The sequence below is a fragment of the Cohnella nanjingensis genome (assembly GCF_014212125.1).
Classification (GTDB): domain Bacteria; phylum Bacillota; class Bacilli; order Paenibacillales; family Paenibacillaceae; genus Cohnella; species Cohnella nanjingensis.
On sequence record NZ_JACJVP010000001.1, the window covers coordinates 513,959 to 526,944 of the forward strand.

13 protein-coding genes are annotated in these 12,986 nt (G+C 58.1%); 3 read left to right on the plus strand and 10 right to left on the minus strand.

Annotated features, from left to right (window positions below):
- Nucleotides 1-4: 4 nt before the first annotated feature.
- From H7C19_RS02350 to modA, 5 genes are all read right to left on the minus strand, one after another.
- On the minus strand, nt 5-1,693 hold the full coding sequence (locus H7C19_RS02350) for a vWA domain-containing protein (protein ID WP_185140924.1): 1,689 nt from the start codon (nt 1,691-1,693) through the stop codon (nt 5-7).
- Between the two features lie 12 nt (nt 1,694-1,705).
- Nucleotides 1,706-2,440, minus strand: coding sequence for a hypothetical protein (locus tag H7C19_RS02355; protein ID WP_185140925.1), 735 nt, complete (start codon nt 2,438-2,440; stop codon nt 1,706-1,708).
- A 379-nt stretch (nt 2,441-2,819) separates the two neighbouring features.
- On the minus strand, nt 2,820-3,275 hold the full coding sequence (locus H7C19_RS02360) for a GNAT family N-acetyltransferase (protein ID WP_185141006.1): 456 nt from the start codon (nt 3,273-3,275) through the stop codon (nt 2,820-2,822).
- Between the two features lie 452 nt (nt 3,276-3,727).
- The gene (modB, locus tag H7C19_RS02365; protein ID WP_185140926.1) at nt 3,728-4,390 is read right to left on the minus strand and encodes a molybdate ABC transporter permease subunit; all 663 of its coding nucleotides are present in this window, start codon (nt 4,388-4,390) and stop codon (nt 3,728-3,730) included.
- Between the two features lie 9 nt (nt 4,391-4,399).
- Nucleotides 4,400-5,257, minus strand: a complete 858-nt coding sequence (gene modA / locus H7C19_RS02370) for a molybdate ABC transporter substrate-binding protein (protein WP_185140927.1) — start codon at nt 5,255-5,257, stop codon at nt 4,400-4,402.
- A gap of 161 nt (nt 5,258-5,418) precedes the next feature.
- On the opposite strand from modA, the gene H7C19_RS02375 reads away from it, so the two are divergent.
- Nucleotides 5,419-6,384 carry a helix-turn-helix transcriptional regulator gene (locus H7C19_RS02375; RefSeq protein ID WP_185140928.1) on the plus strand — a complete coding sequence of 322 codons (966 nt, stop codon included), beginning with the start codon at nt 5,419-5,421 and terminating at the stop codon, nt 6,382-6,384.
- Here H7C19_RS02375 and H7C19_RS02380 read toward each other — a convergent pair.
- The gene (locus H7C19_RS02380; protein ID WP_185140929.1) at nt 6,342-7,130 is read right to left on the minus strand and encodes an HAD-IIB family hydrolase; all 789 of its coding nucleotides are present in this window, start codon (nt 7,128-7,130) and stop codon (nt 6,342-6,344) included. The two genes, H7C19_RS02375 and H7C19_RS02380, sit on opposite strands and share 43 nt — an antisense overlap.
- A gap of 82 nt (nt 7,131-7,212) precedes the next feature.
- Here H7C19_RS02380 and H7C19_RS02385 point away from each other — a divergent pair, with 82 nt between their 5' ends.
- Entirely contained in the window at nt 7,213-7,902 is a 690-nt protein-coding gene (locus H7C19_RS02385) for a Crp/Fnr family transcriptional regulator (protein WP_185140930.1), read from the plus strand.
- Between the two features lie 26 nt (nt 7,903-7,928).
- On the opposite strand, the gene H7C19_RS02390 is transcribed toward H7C19_RS02385, so the two are convergent.
- From H7C19_RS02390 to rnz, 4 genes are all read right to left on the minus strand, one after another.
- Entirely contained in the window at nt 7,929-8,375 is a 447-nt protein-coding gene (locus tag H7C19_RS02390) for a DUF2269 family protein (RefSeq protein ID WP_185140931.1), read from the minus strand.
- Nucleotides 8,376-8,443: 68 nt separating this feature from the next.
- Nucleotides 8,444-9,028, minus strand: a complete 585-nt coding sequence (locus H7C19_RS02395; RefSeq protein ID WP_185140932.1) for a TetR/AcrR family transcriptional regulator — start codon at nt 9,026-9,028, stop codon at nt 8,444-8,446.
- Nucleotides 9,029-9,276: 248 nt separating this feature from the next.
- Nucleotides 9,277-9,900 carry an FMN-dependent NADH-azoreductase gene (locus tag H7C19_RS02400; protein ID WP_185140933.1) on the minus strand — a complete coding sequence of 208 codons (624 nt, stop codon included), beginning with the start codon at nt 9,898-9,900 and terminating at the stop codon, nt 9,277-9,279.
- 478 nt (nt 9,901-10,378) lie between these two features.
- Nucleotides 10,379-11,305 (minus strand): ribonuclease Z, encoded by a 927-nt coding sequence (gene rnz, locus H7C19_RS02405; RefSeq protein ID WP_185140934.1) that lies wholly within the window; start codon nt 11,303-11,305, stop codon nt 10,379-10,381.
- 444 nt (nt 11,306-11,749) lie between these two features.
- On the opposite strand from rnz, the gene H7C19_RS02410 reads away from it, so the two are divergent.
- Nucleotides 11,750-12,904: an AI-2E family transporter gene (locus tag H7C19_RS02410; RefSeq protein ID WP_185140935.1), complete on the plus strand. Its 1,155-nt coding sequence runs from the start codon at nt 11,750-11,752 to the stop codon at nt 12,902-12,904.
- Nucleotides 12,905-12,986 lie beyond the last annotated feature (82 nt).

Genomic DNA, 12,986 nt, shown 5'->3' on the forward strand with positions numbered 1-12,986 from the left:
CTAGTTACATCTGAACGTTGAACAGATTGCCGATCTTGTAGACGACGTCGTCCGTATCCGCGTTGATGCTCGCCGCTTCGTTGATGCTCGAGATGCTCTGCAGCGCCTTGATGTTCGCATTGTAACCGATCGTGTAGATCGGCACTTTGTAGTTCTCCACCAATCCCTTGATGTCGTTCAGCGAGTACCCCTCGTTCGTCTCCCCGTCGCTCAGGACGAAGATGACGGGCTTGACGTTCGAATCCGTCTGCAGCTCATCCTCGAGCATCTTCAAGGCGACGACGATGGCGTCGAAGGTCGCCGTGCCCCCGCCCGCTTGAAGGCTGTTCACCGCGCCGACGAACATGGACTGCTGGATCGTATCGTACTTCGCGATCGGGAGGTTGATGGCGACGTCGCTCGAATAGGAGACGAGTCCGATCTTGTTATCCCGCCCGAGATACTTCTGCCCCTTCAGCAGCGACTCTTTGAGCCGGTTCAGCGGCTCGCCGTCCATGCTGCCGGAGACGTCGGTGACGAAGACGGCGGCGATCGGCTTGCTGCCGTTTTTCTTTTCCTTCCAGAGCTTCTGCGCGGAGGACAGCAGACCGCCGTCCACCACGGCCAACTCCGATTTGTAGTCTTCGAGCTGGTTGAAGCCGTTCTTCTCCGCTTGCTTCTGATACTTCTCTTGGGACACGAATTCCGCGAACTTCTTCACGATGTTCAACTTGCCCTGCGGCAAGTCGCCCAGCGCGTACAACGGGCTGTCGTGCCGCACGCCGAACGGGGTGAAGACGTAGCCGCTCTTCAGGTCTGCCGCATTGACGTAGGTCTGGTATTCCAGGACGAAGCCGTCCAGCATCCCCGACTTGGCCGCGTCGCGCATCTGGATGGTCGTGGAAGCAATGAACGGCACGTTGGCTTGGAACTTCTCAAAGCCTTGAACGGCCTTGTCTCCCAGAATATTGGAGCTGTCGAACGTGTTCAGGGCGGTCACGAGAAAGTTCAATCCCGTCGAGCTGGCGAACGGATCCGTATAGCCCATGGAGAATTCGTTGGCCGCGATGGCGTCGGTGACCGTCTTGACGTTGACCGAGCCGTATTTGTCGACCAGAGCGTCGTACTTGGCCTTGGCGATGACGATCCCGGGCACGTTTCCCACGAGGCGCTTGGCGACGAGCTCCGTCTTCACCCCGCTCGCCTTGACCATCTCTCCCCACAGCTCGTTGGAAGGCGTGAAGGCGTCCGGTATGTATTTGCCGGATTTGATATAGTCCGTAGCCGTCCCGGAAGCGATATTTCGGATCTTGACGGAGGCCGGCTTGCCGTCGACCGTGAGGTTCGCCTTGTTGAATTCTTTGCCGACCTCGGCCAACCAACCGTCGACCCCGGTCCCCGACTTCTCCGTGGAGGAGAAGATCTCGACGAACGAATCGGTCGTGTTGTCGACGGCTATGGGGAACTTGGAGATGTCCGGCAGCGACGAAGCCACGTCGACGGGGTCGAGGTCGATCTGGCCTTTGACCGGCTCCACGGCGCTCACGGAGATATCGGCGTAGAGCTTGCCTAGCCGCTTGCCCGCATCCTCCGACGACACCTGCGCTTTCGATTTGCCCAGGTTCGTGGTCAGATTGACCCCGTAGTAGACGAGGCCGAATACGACGGCCAAGACGATGATGGATAGAATCAGGAATTTACCTGCCTTAGGCATGGCTAGCACCTCTCACTGTTTGTAGAATTTCGTCTGGTTAATCAATGCGTCGATCTCTTGCATGCCCGGCATCTTCTCGATATCTCCCGGCTCGATGCTGTCCAGGCGAGAGATCTCCAGCAGCAGCTTATCCAGCTTGAGCAGAATCTCCTCGTTCGTGCCGAGCGCGCCCTTGACGAACGAGAGATACTCGTTATACAGGTTCGAACGCTCCCGCAGCAGCTCGGGCGGCAACCGCGACGCCTTGGGGCGCGAGAGGCTTCTGAATTCGGATTCGTCGAATACGTTCAGCCGATTCAGGACGCTTCGTATATTGAGGTAGAACAATTTCTCCACCTCTTGGATGACGGAGGCAAACTTGGCAAAGCTGAGCTCGCCGGGCTCGAAGCGCTGGTGGAGTACCTGCAGCAAAGTTTCCTTCTTCTTCTCCATCCGTTCGAGCTGCTCGAGCGCCAGAGAGATATCTTCCTCCAGCGGCTTGATGCGTCTGAAGCGCGTCAAGGCCTCCACGTAATCCTCGTGCGTCTTGATTTCTTTGACGGGTACCCTGGCAGGCTGTCTGAACAGCAAGACGTTGCTGCCGTACAGCAGGATCAGCGCGCTGGCCGCCAGCAACGTAACCCCGATCGCGGTGGAGAGCGCGTCTTCGCCGATCGCCACCCCGAGGAAGCCCGGCGAGAGCACGAGGATATTCAAAGCCGCGATACCTAGAATGAGGACTAGCAGTTTGGTGAGCTTTGTACCCATCGACACTTACTCCTTCATGTTTCGTTCGCCGTCTCGCGGTCCGTTGGCAACGATGCCTTCGATTGTCATAATGTGGATTACGATGCGAAGGGTGGTAATGTTTCATTTTCCTTCGGCCTGTATAGTCTATTTGCCTCATAGCGGAAATACGCATCGTTCCGGAACCGAAAAAGTCTATGGGAATAGCGGCATCTTTTTCTTATTCGACATGATCTTCCCATACTCCTTGCCGCTCGGGGAAAAGAAAAGCGAAAAATAGGGAATAAAGACGGAGGAGGCCTGAAAATGGGGCAAAAACGACCAGGAATCGCCGATATCGTCTCTAAAGGTTCATCTCCCTATCAAAAAAAGCCCGCTCGCGGCGGGCTTCTCGCTCGTTCTATAATTCCTTGGTCATAAATACGCTGTTCGGATCCTCGACGTAGTCCGCGAACGGGCCGCAATATCGGAACCCGATGCGCGCGTACAATCGTTGAGCCGGTTCGAAGTACGCCATTGACCCGGTCTCCAGGCTGATCCGCCGATAGCCGCGCCGTCCGGCTTCCTCCACGATATGGGCCACCATGCGCGACGCGACGCCTTTCCTGAGATGCCGCGAGGAGGTCCGCATGGACTTCAGCTCGCCGTGCGCCGCATCAAGCTCCTTCAGCGCCCCGCAGCCGAGCAGTTCGCCATCCTCCCAGGCGCTCCAGAAGGTGACCTCCGGCTTCTTGAGGCCCGTCAGATCGAGCGCATGCACGCTCTCCGGCGGGGAATGCTCGAACATGCTCCGCAGATGCTCCTCCAACAAACCGATGACCTCGGGTCCGGTCAGATCGTCTACTTTGATATGGATATCCATCACTCCCAAGTCTCTCTATATGCTGGTCTAATAGCTCTATTATAGTGACGTTGGGTATCCGCTACTAGATCCATTTCAGATTCGAACTCCGATGCCGGGGTCTGCTACAGCCGAACGCGAATGCCGTCCAGGATCGGCTCCTTGCTGCCGGCGATGGCGTCCTGGCTGTCGAACAAGCCTTCGCGGTGGCGACGTCGTTGGCATCCGATACCTGGATGGCGGTCCGGACGGCGTAATAGGCATTCCCGAGAGGTCCTTGCTCTTCCTTGAGCGTATAAACATAAGTTCCCAGGCTATCCCCTATCATATCACATCGGCATCGGACCGCTGAACCGGCCCGTTTCCTCCCTGCCTCCCTGCCTCCCGGAGCTGCCGCCCGGCCCGGGCTCGCTTCCTCAACAAAGAACCGCTTCCCGGACCGGGAAGCGGTTCTAGCGGCGGGCAGACTACGTCTTCTCCTTACGCCCCGTGAGCAGCATCATGACGAAGGAGATGACGATGATGGTGCCCGTCCAGGCCCATGCCATCGGGAGGTTCCCCGAATCGACCGCCACATAGATGGCCGTCGGAACGGTCTGCGTCCGGCCGGGGATGTTCCCCGCGATCATCAGCGTCGCCCCGAATTCCCCCAGGCTGCGCGCGAAGCCGAGGATCAAGGCGGATACGAGCGAGCGGAAGGTCAGCGGGAGCGTGATGTACCGGAATACCTGCCATTCGTTCGCCCCGATCGAGCGCCCCGCTTCCTCCAAGCTTCGGTCGACGGAAGCGAAGCCGACCTTCAACGTCTGATACACGAGCGGAAAGGATACGACGACCGAGGCGATCACGGCGGCCCACCACGTGAACACGATCGGCGCGGAGAACAGCCATTCGATGGACCGTCCGACCCAGCTCTTGCGCCCGAGCGAGATCAGCAGCAGGAAGCCGACCACCGTCGGCGGGAGGACGAGCGGGAGCAGAAAGGCGGTCTCCAGCAACGTTTTGCCCCGCAGGGCGGTCCGGCTCATCCACCGGGCGACGACGATGCCCAAGAGAAGAACCAGGATGCTGGACAGCAGCGAGACCTGCAGCGACAAGCGTATCGGCGACCAATAATCATGCCAAGACATCGCGAGCGATCACTTCGGAACGGAGAAGCCGTATTTCACGAAGACGGCGAGCGCATCTTGGGATTGCAGGTATGTATAGAAATCCTCGGCTTCCTTGCCGTGCTTCGTCGCTTTGACGATGCCGATCGGATACTGAATGGCGGTATAGGTGGCCGGGTCGACCGCGAAGGCGATCTTCACCTTGTCCGTCGTCAAGGCGTCCGTCTTGTAGACGAAGCCGGCGTCGGCGTTGCCGGTCTCGACATACTGAAGCACCTGCCGGACGTCTTTGCCTTGCACCGTCTTCGCCTGCAGTCCGTCCCACAGCTTCGCGTTGGTCAGCGACTCCTTGGCGTAGTTCCCCGCCGGCACACTCTCCGGAATCCCGATGGCGACGTTCTTCACTTCCGCTTTGGCGAGATCCGGCTCGCTTGCGATCCCCGCTTGGCTGTCGGCCGGCACGACGACGACCAGTTCGTTGTTCAGCAGGTTCGTTTGTTTGTCCTGGTCGATCAGCTGCTTGTCCACGAGCGCTTTCATATTTTTGGCGGCGGCGGACAAGAACAGATCCGCGGGCGCCCCCTGCTCGATCTGCTGTTGAAGCGCGCCGGACGCGCCGAAGTTAAAGCTCAGTTTGATGTTCGAATGCTTGGGTTGGTAGGCGGTCTGAATCTCGCCCAGCGCATCCGTCAGGCTAGCCGCCGCCGAGATGGTCAATTCGACGTTCTGCGCCGGCGGTTCGTTGGCTTGCGCGCTGCCGGTCGGGCTGGCGGAGGATCCCGATGCCGTATTCTCGTTGGCGTTTTTCGCCGTGCCGCAGCCCGCAAATACCAAAGCCATGGCTACCAGCACAATCAAAACCATACTGTTTTTATTTCCTTTGAACATGGTCAACCCTCCAACATCTATTTAGTTATATTTAGTTCTATCTAATTGCCATCATACCTAGAACGCAAATGAGATGTAAACCTATTTCGCCATATTTATATCGCGCATGTGATACAATAAATGACGCAGTCCAACCTAGCGCCGGATGAAGGAGATCGCCTATGTCTCATGACATTTCCTACACGACCGAAGAGATCGCCCAACTGCTGAAAATATCCAAGCTCACGGTCTACGATCTGATCAAGAAAGGCGATCTGCCGGCCTTCCGGGTCGGAAAGCAAATGCGCGTCGACGCAGCCGATCTGGAAGCCTATAAACTTAAAACGAAAAGCACGCCCAGAAACGCAGAAAAACCGGGCTCGGATAAGCCCGGTTCCGCCGCCGCCGACCATGCCGCCTCGCCGTCGCCGGTCAACGGCCCGCGCCCCATCGTCATCACCGGTCAGGATGTCAGTCTGGACATCTTGGCGAAGCATATGGAGAAGCATATCGCCGGTATCCGCCCTCTGCGCGCGTACGTCGGCAGCCTCGACAGCTTGATCTCGATGTACAGGGGGGAGTCCGATATCGTCAGCACGCACTTGCTGGACGGCGATTCGGGACAGTACAACCTCCCCTATATCCGGAAGCTGCTCATCGGTTCGTCCTACCTCGTCGTCAATCTGCTTCGGCGGCGAGCGGGAATCTACGTCCGGCAAGGCAATCCGCACGGCATCGTCAACTGGTGCGATCTGAAGCGGCCGGGGTTGCGAATCGCGAATCGGGAGCGAGGTTCGGGCGCCCGCGTCCTGCTCGACGAGCAGTTGCGCCTGTGCGGCATTCGTCCGCACCAGCTGAACGGCTACGAGACGGAGGAGAGCAACCATATCGCGGTTGCCGGCAAGGTCGCTTCCGGCGAGGCGGACGTCGGCGTCGGGATCGAGAAAGCCGCGGCGATCGTCGGCCGCGTGGAATTCATCCCGATGATCCAGGAACAATATGACCTCGTCTTCCTGCGGAAGCCCGAAAACCAGGAGTGGATCGACGCGGTATTGAAGATCCTCCGGTCCTCTGCTTTTCAGAACGAATTGAGTGCGATCTCGGGCTACGACTTGAGCCTGACCGGACAAGTATTGTTCGAGGCCTGATGTTCCTCCAGCATCTCTTGAATCTTGCGGACGACATGCTCCTCGGCGGAAGCTACCCGCTCCGTCGCGAGCCGCGACAGCTCCGCATGATCTCCCACGCAGACGGATCTTAGCGCATGCTTGAACAGCGCGACGTCATTCGCGTCGTTGCCGAACGCGATATATTGCCGGGGGGCGATGCCCATCGCCTGGAGGCCCGTCCACTTGTCGACGCCGTTCGGGCTCATGTCCCAGATCTCCTCCGCCCCGTGACGATAGAGGACGATCGGCAGCTTCCGCAGCGCCTCCAGCATCCGCTCTCCGTCGCGGCTTCGCAAGACGACCACCTTGACGATCTCGGCAAGCGCTTCGACCGGGAGGTTCTGCGCCCTCCGCTCCGGGTCCAAGTTGCGCCGGATCGGATGCTCCTCGCTGCCCGTATACGCGTAATCCCAGTTGCTGTCGACGAGATACTCCGCCTCGTAGGTTCGGAGCAGCTTCAAGATCTCCTCCGCGACCGTCCGGTCGAAGGGCGAGGTCGAGACGATCCGGCCGCCAATCGCCACGAACGCGCCGTTGCCTCCGATCATGGGCCAGTCATGCATATGCGGCGGCAGCACCGGCAACAGATCTCGAATCGGCCTCGCCGATGCGAAGACGATCTCGTGTCCCTTTTGCGCCAGCGCGTCCAATGCCCGAACCATCGCTTCGCTCAACGGTCGTCCCTTGAAGCAAATGGTGCCATCCAGATCGAAAATAAACTTCATCTTGCGGTCCCCGCCTTTTTTTTCTTCATTTTATCAGCTTGAACGGGGATCAAAAGGACCGATGTCCGAAAAGGAGCGAAAAATGAAAACCGTATTCGAGCCGGAACGAATCCGATCCTATATCTCCGAATACCGCCTGGAAGCGATATTCGCCAAGCCGGACGCCCTCCCCCTCCAACTCCGCGTCTACGCAGGCGGGGAGCTCGTGTTGAAGGAAGGCGACCCCTTGGACGGGCTGTACTTCCAGGTGAGCGGCAGAACCAAGGTATCCTCCAGCGTAGGGACGGGGAAATCGCTGCTGCTGCGATTCTGTCACCCGCTGTCGGTCTTCGGAGATATCGAGCTGCTGCAAAAGGTCGTCGTGCAATCGGAGGTGGAGGCGGTTCGGGAGACGGCGTTTCTGTACGTTCGCCTGCAAGCCGTCGAGACAGCCCTCATGCAGGATCCCCCTTTTCTGAACGCGCTGCTGCGGCATCTGTCTTACAAGCTCCAGACGTGCACGACGGCCTCTCGCATTAACCTGCTGGCTACCGTGGAAGAACGCTTGGCGAGCTACTTGTTGACGACGCGGATGCAGAACGAGTTCGGCAGGGAAATTCAAACGACGCACACCCAGGAGATCGCCTCTCTGATCGGGACGACGCCGCGTCACTTGAACCGCGTCATCCGGAAGCTGGCCGACCGGAACATTCTCGGCAAAGGGCGGAATGCCCTTGTCGTGCTGGATTGGGAGCGTTTGGACGCCCTATCCAACGGGTTGCGATACGATTGAGGGAAGAGCATCCCCGGCTTCCGCGTCTACATCGGCTTGAATACCATCAGCAGGATCGACACCAGCGCCGCCAGGTTTGCCGCCCCTTCCAGCCAGGCGGAGCGTCTGCGGCTTTGAAGGTAAGCTTCGGGGAGCGCATCGCCACCCGCTATCGCCAAATGCTCAAGCTGACGCTTCACGCCCGCTGGGATCAGGACGGCCAGGATGAGGAGAATGACGAAGAAGACGACGATCGAGAGGCCGTACCACAGCTGTCTGAACAAGTCCGGCTCCAGGACGCCGAGCGCGAGTCCGGATAGAAGCAGCAGCGTACCGCCGATCATCGGCAGAATCGCCATCTTCTTCTGAAGCGTCAATCCGAATCGCGCCTGCCCGGCCGTTCGAACGCCGCTCATGATGATGGGATAACCGATGATGGCGCACAGAGCCGTCACGGCGGAGAGGATATGGATAAGCACGAGATAAGGATACATGATTTGAACCTCCCGATTATTATCTTAGTTCTATAACAACGTTAGATTTAAAGTAAAAAAAAGGGATGTCACCCCCAAGCCTTGACGTACAACGCGACGATCCGATCGACTAACCCTTCCGCGCGCGCCGCTCCGCCCTTCATGCGGCCCTGAATCGTAAGCGAGATCATGCCGTGCAGATGGCTCCAGAAGAGATCGACTTCCGAATCCAGATCCTCGGGTACTTCTCGCATGCACGCGGCGACGACATCCCGCAGCAGGTAGAATACCCGCATCGGCTCTTCGGGCGTCTCCTGCGTCCCGAACGGCACGCCTCCCAGACCGAGCATGATCTCGTACAACTCCCGTTCCCGGAACGCAAAAGCCCAATAGGCCTTCGCCACGGCATACAACGTCGACTGCGGCGTCTCCCGGTTGTCCGCTATGGCCTTCGACAAATCGAGATGAAGCAAGCGATAACCGTCCTTCAGCAGCGGAACGAGCAGCGCATCCTTGTTCTCGAAGTATTCATAGATCGTGGGCGGGCTGTACTCGATCTGTTCCGCTACCTTGCGGATCGTGACGCCTTGCCAGCCGTCCTTGGCGACAATCTCCCGCGTCGCGGCGATGATCCGCTGCCGAAGCTCCTGCTTGTGCCGCTCGCGACGGTTCATGGGATCCCCTCCTTCGTAAAAAAGAACCTCATTCAGAAATATAACAACGTTAGATTTCGGTGTCAAGCGCGCTGTTTGCCCACCTTCAGTCTGGCCGACCGCATCCATTGCATCCAGACTAGGATGGGAAGAAGCCGATTTATTATACGCCAGTTTACAATGGAAGCAACAATGCGACAACGAAAGAGACCCGACGATGGCGGCCTTCGCCTAAGTCGGGTCTCTTCATTTCATCTTTTTGCGGCGATTTAGAAACCGCTGGCGATCCGCGCCGTCTGCCGCAAACCTTCGCCGACGATCTCCGCCGAACGGTCCTTGAACTGGTTATGGCCTTCGATGACGATCTCCGCCGCTTGGATGCCGAACAGGCCGAGCGTGGCTTTAAGCGGCTTGATTGCCGATTCGATGGCCGACATCGGTTCCGTCGAATAGATGCCTCCGCGCGCGTTCAGCAGCGCGACTTTCTTGTCTCCCACCAGCCCGACAGGGCCTTCCGCGGTATACTTGAACGTCTTGCCGACTTGGGTGATGTACGAGATGTAGCTGATCAGTGGAGCCGGCGCGACAAAGTTCCACAGCGGGAACGCGATCACCACTTTATCGGCTTCCAAGAATTGCTCCAAATAACGGTTCGCGATGCCCGCCGCTTTCTGCTCCTCTGCCGTCAGCTCGTACCCTTGAGCGGCCTTGAACGTACCCGTGATCGCGTCGTTGCCGTAATAAGGCAGCTCGGCTTGGTACAAGTCCAGCTCCGTAATCTCGTCGTTCGGATGCGCTTCTTTATAGGCTTTCAAGAAGGTGTCGTACATTTGGACGCTGACGGCCTGTTCGGCCGGGCGGTCGTTGGCTTTGATGAACAGCGCTTTTGCCATGATTCATTTCTCCTTTGTCGGGCATGACAGGCATCGCAGCGCAAGCATGCGAAGCCTGTCTATGCTAAATTTTAGCACAGTAATTAACGCAAAGAATGGTGTTCGTAAAGCCGCTTGTTGAACGCTCTCCTCGGCCTTCCTCGAAGCGATCGAGCGCAGTTAACTGCAACTTCAGTAAGCACATTATAATCACATTGCCGCCTATTGCGCAATACCTTTGCAAAAAACTGTGCTTGCGGTCCGCACATATTTGGCATTCAGCCGTTCAGATGGATCGTTTGACCGCTCTCGTCGCGATAAACGATACGGATGCGACTCTTAGATCGATCGGATAGACACGACGATACGGCAAGCAGCCGCCCCATGGACGGGACGGCTGTCATTGCTCCGCTATCTGCGCTTCGATCTCGAACATGCCCGGCCGCAACCATGGCGGCAATCGGATCGCTTGGATCGTCCTACGCCAAGCAATCGCCGCTTAATGCGGCGGCAAGATTAGCTCTAGAAAATCGAAAGCGGCCTCGATGTTCGGAAATACGTCTCGGACTTCCGAGATCTGCTGCGCGAGCGCCTGCTCGTCGTATCGCGCGCTGATATGCGTCACCGCGAGCCGTTTGGCCTTCGCCAGGGACGCCGCTTGAGCCGCTTGCAAGATCGTCGAATGCCCGTAGTCCGCCGCCTTCTCCTCCATGCCGGTGCCGAAGGTCGCTTCGTGGACGAGCAGATCCGCGTCCTTCGCCAGTCGCACCGCCGCTTCGCACGGACTCGTATCGCCGAGGATGGCGACGATCCGACCCGGCGCGGGCGGCCCGACGACCTCGGACGCGCGGAGCGTCTCGCCGTTCTCCAGCACGACGTCCTCGCCCCGCTTAAGCCTGCCGTACAGCGGCCCCGGCCGGATACCGCGCTGCGCGAGCAAGTCCAGTTGGAGCGGCCCCGACCGCTGGCGCTCGACGATCCGGTACCCGAAGCTGCGAATGCGGTGAACGAGTTCATCCGCCTCGACGGCGAAGTCTTCGTCCCCGGTAGCGATCGGACCCGCTTCGATCTCGGTGATCTCCAGCTCGTAATTCAAGTGAGCGCCGCTCTGCAGCATCACGCATTCGAGGTAGGCGCGAAGCCCCGGCGGTCCGTAGACGTGCAGCTTGCCGGCCCCCTCGAAATAGGTGCGGCTGCTGAGCAAGCCAGGCAGCCCGTACAGATGGTCGCCGTGCAGATGGGTAATGAAGATCCGTTCCAGCTTGTTCAGCTTCATCTTGGCGCGCAGCAGCTGATGCTGCGTGCCCTCGCCGGCATCGAACAGCCAGAATCGGTGCTGGTGTTCCGGAAAGATCAGCGCGATGGCGGTGACGTTGCGGGCGACGGTCGGCCGTCCCGCGCTCGTGCCCAGAAAGATTAGCTTCATAAGACGCCTCCAGTGATGCCGCAAGCCCATGAATCGGCAGGAATAGCTCTATTATGCCAGTTCGTGGAAATGCGTAACCGTAATCCGTCCAGACGGAAATAACCGCTGTCGACGCTCGCAAAGCCGCTGCGTATATCCGTTCGCAGGCGGCATGTTCGCCGGGTTGGCGTAATGGATGGACTGGTCGCTCGACATCGGCTCATCTCCTCCATGAAGCTTCAACAGGTGTAGACTTCTAGGAACATTTCTAAGTATGATTATAACGCAATCTTCGGCTCGGACTGAACCGGCTTGGCCTCTTAGATTAATAAATTGCCCCGGTCCAGGATATGCTCTAACAGAAACGCGATTTGTAGAACTCATTGACTCTATTGGGCGGCTTGTTCCGTATACAACTCATATGAGCCTATGCAGCCGTGATTCGAAAGGATGATGATTATTCGTATGCCTAGCAGTCGCATGTGGCCCGAACGGTTGAAAAGCTTGATGTTCAACCACCGCTTCGTCTCGTTTTTGCTCATTCTCTTGCTGATCGGCGTCAATATTATGGTGCTGAACAAGATCGCCTTCATCTTTCACCCGATCGCCGTTTTGCTCAAAACCGTGTTCTTGCCGATCGTGCTCACGGTAGTCGTCTATTACCTTCTGAATCCGATCGTGGAATTCCTCGAGAAGCGCCGGGTGAAGCGCGTATACTCCATTCTGGCTTTGTATCTGTTGATTATCGGCATCATAACGTTGATTGTCGTAGCCGTCGTCCCCTTGCTCCGGGAGCAGATCAAGAGTCTGATCGAGCACTTTCCGGATTACAGCGTCCTGGTTCAACTGCGCTTCGAAGAATGGATCGGGAGCGACTTCTTCAACCAGCTGCAGCAATCGCTCGGCTTCGATACCACGCACCTCACGAATGAAGTATCCGCGCGCGTCACCTCGTTCCTCAACAACGCCTGGACGAGCTTGGGCGGCGTGGTCGGCGCCATCACGGAGACGGTGGTCGCGATCATCACGGTCCCGTTCATCCTGTTCTACCTGCTGAAGGATCGCCGCAAGCTGGCTCCCTTCGTCCTGGACTTCCTGCCGCCGACGTTCCGGCCGCGCTCCTTCCGCGTCATGCTCGAGATCAACGATCAGATCAGCTCGTATATTCGCGGACAGATCATCGTGAGCTTCTGCATCGGATTTCTGCTCTACATCGGCTATCTCGTGATCGGCTTGGACTACGCCTTGGTGCTGGCCGTGACCGCGGCTTGCACGAGCATCGTCCCCTATCTGGGTCCGGCGATCGCGATTACGCCCGCCCTCGTCGTAGCGGCCGTCACCTCGCCGATCATGCTGCTGAAGATGATCGTCATCTGGACGATCGTGCAATTGGTCGAAGGCAAGTTCATCTCTCCGCAGATCATGGGCAAGACGATGCGCATCCATCCGATCACCATCATCTTCGTCATTCTGACCGCGGGCCACTTGTTCGGCGTCATCGGCATCATCCTCGCCGTCCCCGGCTATGCCGTCTTGAAGGTGTTCGCCACCCATCTGTTCCGCTGGTTCAAACGGCGTTCCGGGATGTATGCGGAGCCTGCCGAAGAGGTATCCCCTTAACGAAAAGCGCTCTACTCGCCATCCGCGAGCAGAGCGCTTTTGCGTTCGCTTGCGAGGACTCATGCCCTCGCGCCTTTAAGTC

Excerpts from the sequence above, each read along its gene's own strand:
- H7C19_RS02410 (WP_185140935.1), top strand. The coding sequence starts at position 11,750 with ATGCCTAGCAGTCGCATGTGGCCCGAACGGTTGAAAAGCTTGATGTTC.
- H7C19_RS02380 (WP_185140929.1), bottom strand. The coding sequence starts at position 7,130 with ATGAAGTTTATTTTCGATCTGGATGGCACCATTTGCTTCAAGGGACGA.
- H7C19_RS02390 (WP_185140931.1), bottom strand. The coding sequence starts at position 8,375 with ATGTATCCTTATCTCGTGCTTATCCATATCCTCTCCGCCGTGACGGCT.
- H7C19_RS02355 (WP_185140925.1), bottom strand. The coding sequence starts at position 2,440 with ATGGGTACAAAGCTCACCAAACTGCTAGTCCTCATTCTAGGTATCGCG.
- H7C19_RS02375 (WP_185140928.1), top strand. The coding sequence starts at position 5,419 with ATGTCTCATGACATTTCCTACACGACCGAAGAGATCGCCCAACTGCTG.
- H7C19_RS02400 (WP_185140933.1), bottom strand. The coding sequence starts at position 9,900 with ATGGCAAAAGCGCTGTTCATCAAAGCCAACGACCGCCCGGCCGAACAG.
- H7C19_RS02385 (WP_185140930.1), top strand. The coding sequence starts at position 7,213 with ATGAAAACCGTATTCGAGCCGGAACGAATCCGATCCTATATCTCCGAA.
- modA (WP_185140927.1), bottom strand. The coding sequence starts at position 5,257 with ATGTTCAAAGGAAATAAAAACAGTATGGTTTTGATTGTGCTGGTAGCC.
- H7C19_RS02350 (WP_185140924.1), bottom strand. The coding sequence starts at position 1,693 with ATGCCTAAGGCAGGTAAATTCCTGATTCTATCCATCATCGTCTTGGCC.
- modB (WP_185140926.1), bottom strand. The coding sequence starts at position 4,390 with ATGTCTTGGCATGATTATTGGTCGCCGATACGCTTGTCGCTGCAGGTC.
- rnz (WP_185140934.1), bottom strand. The coding sequence starts at position 11,305 with ATGAAGCTAATCTTTCTGGGCACGAGCGCGGGACGGCCGACCGTCGCC.
- H7C19_RS02395 (WP_185140932.1), bottom strand. The coding sequence starts at position 9,028 with ATGAACCGTCGCGAGCGGCACAAGCAGGAGCTTCGGCAGCGGATCATC.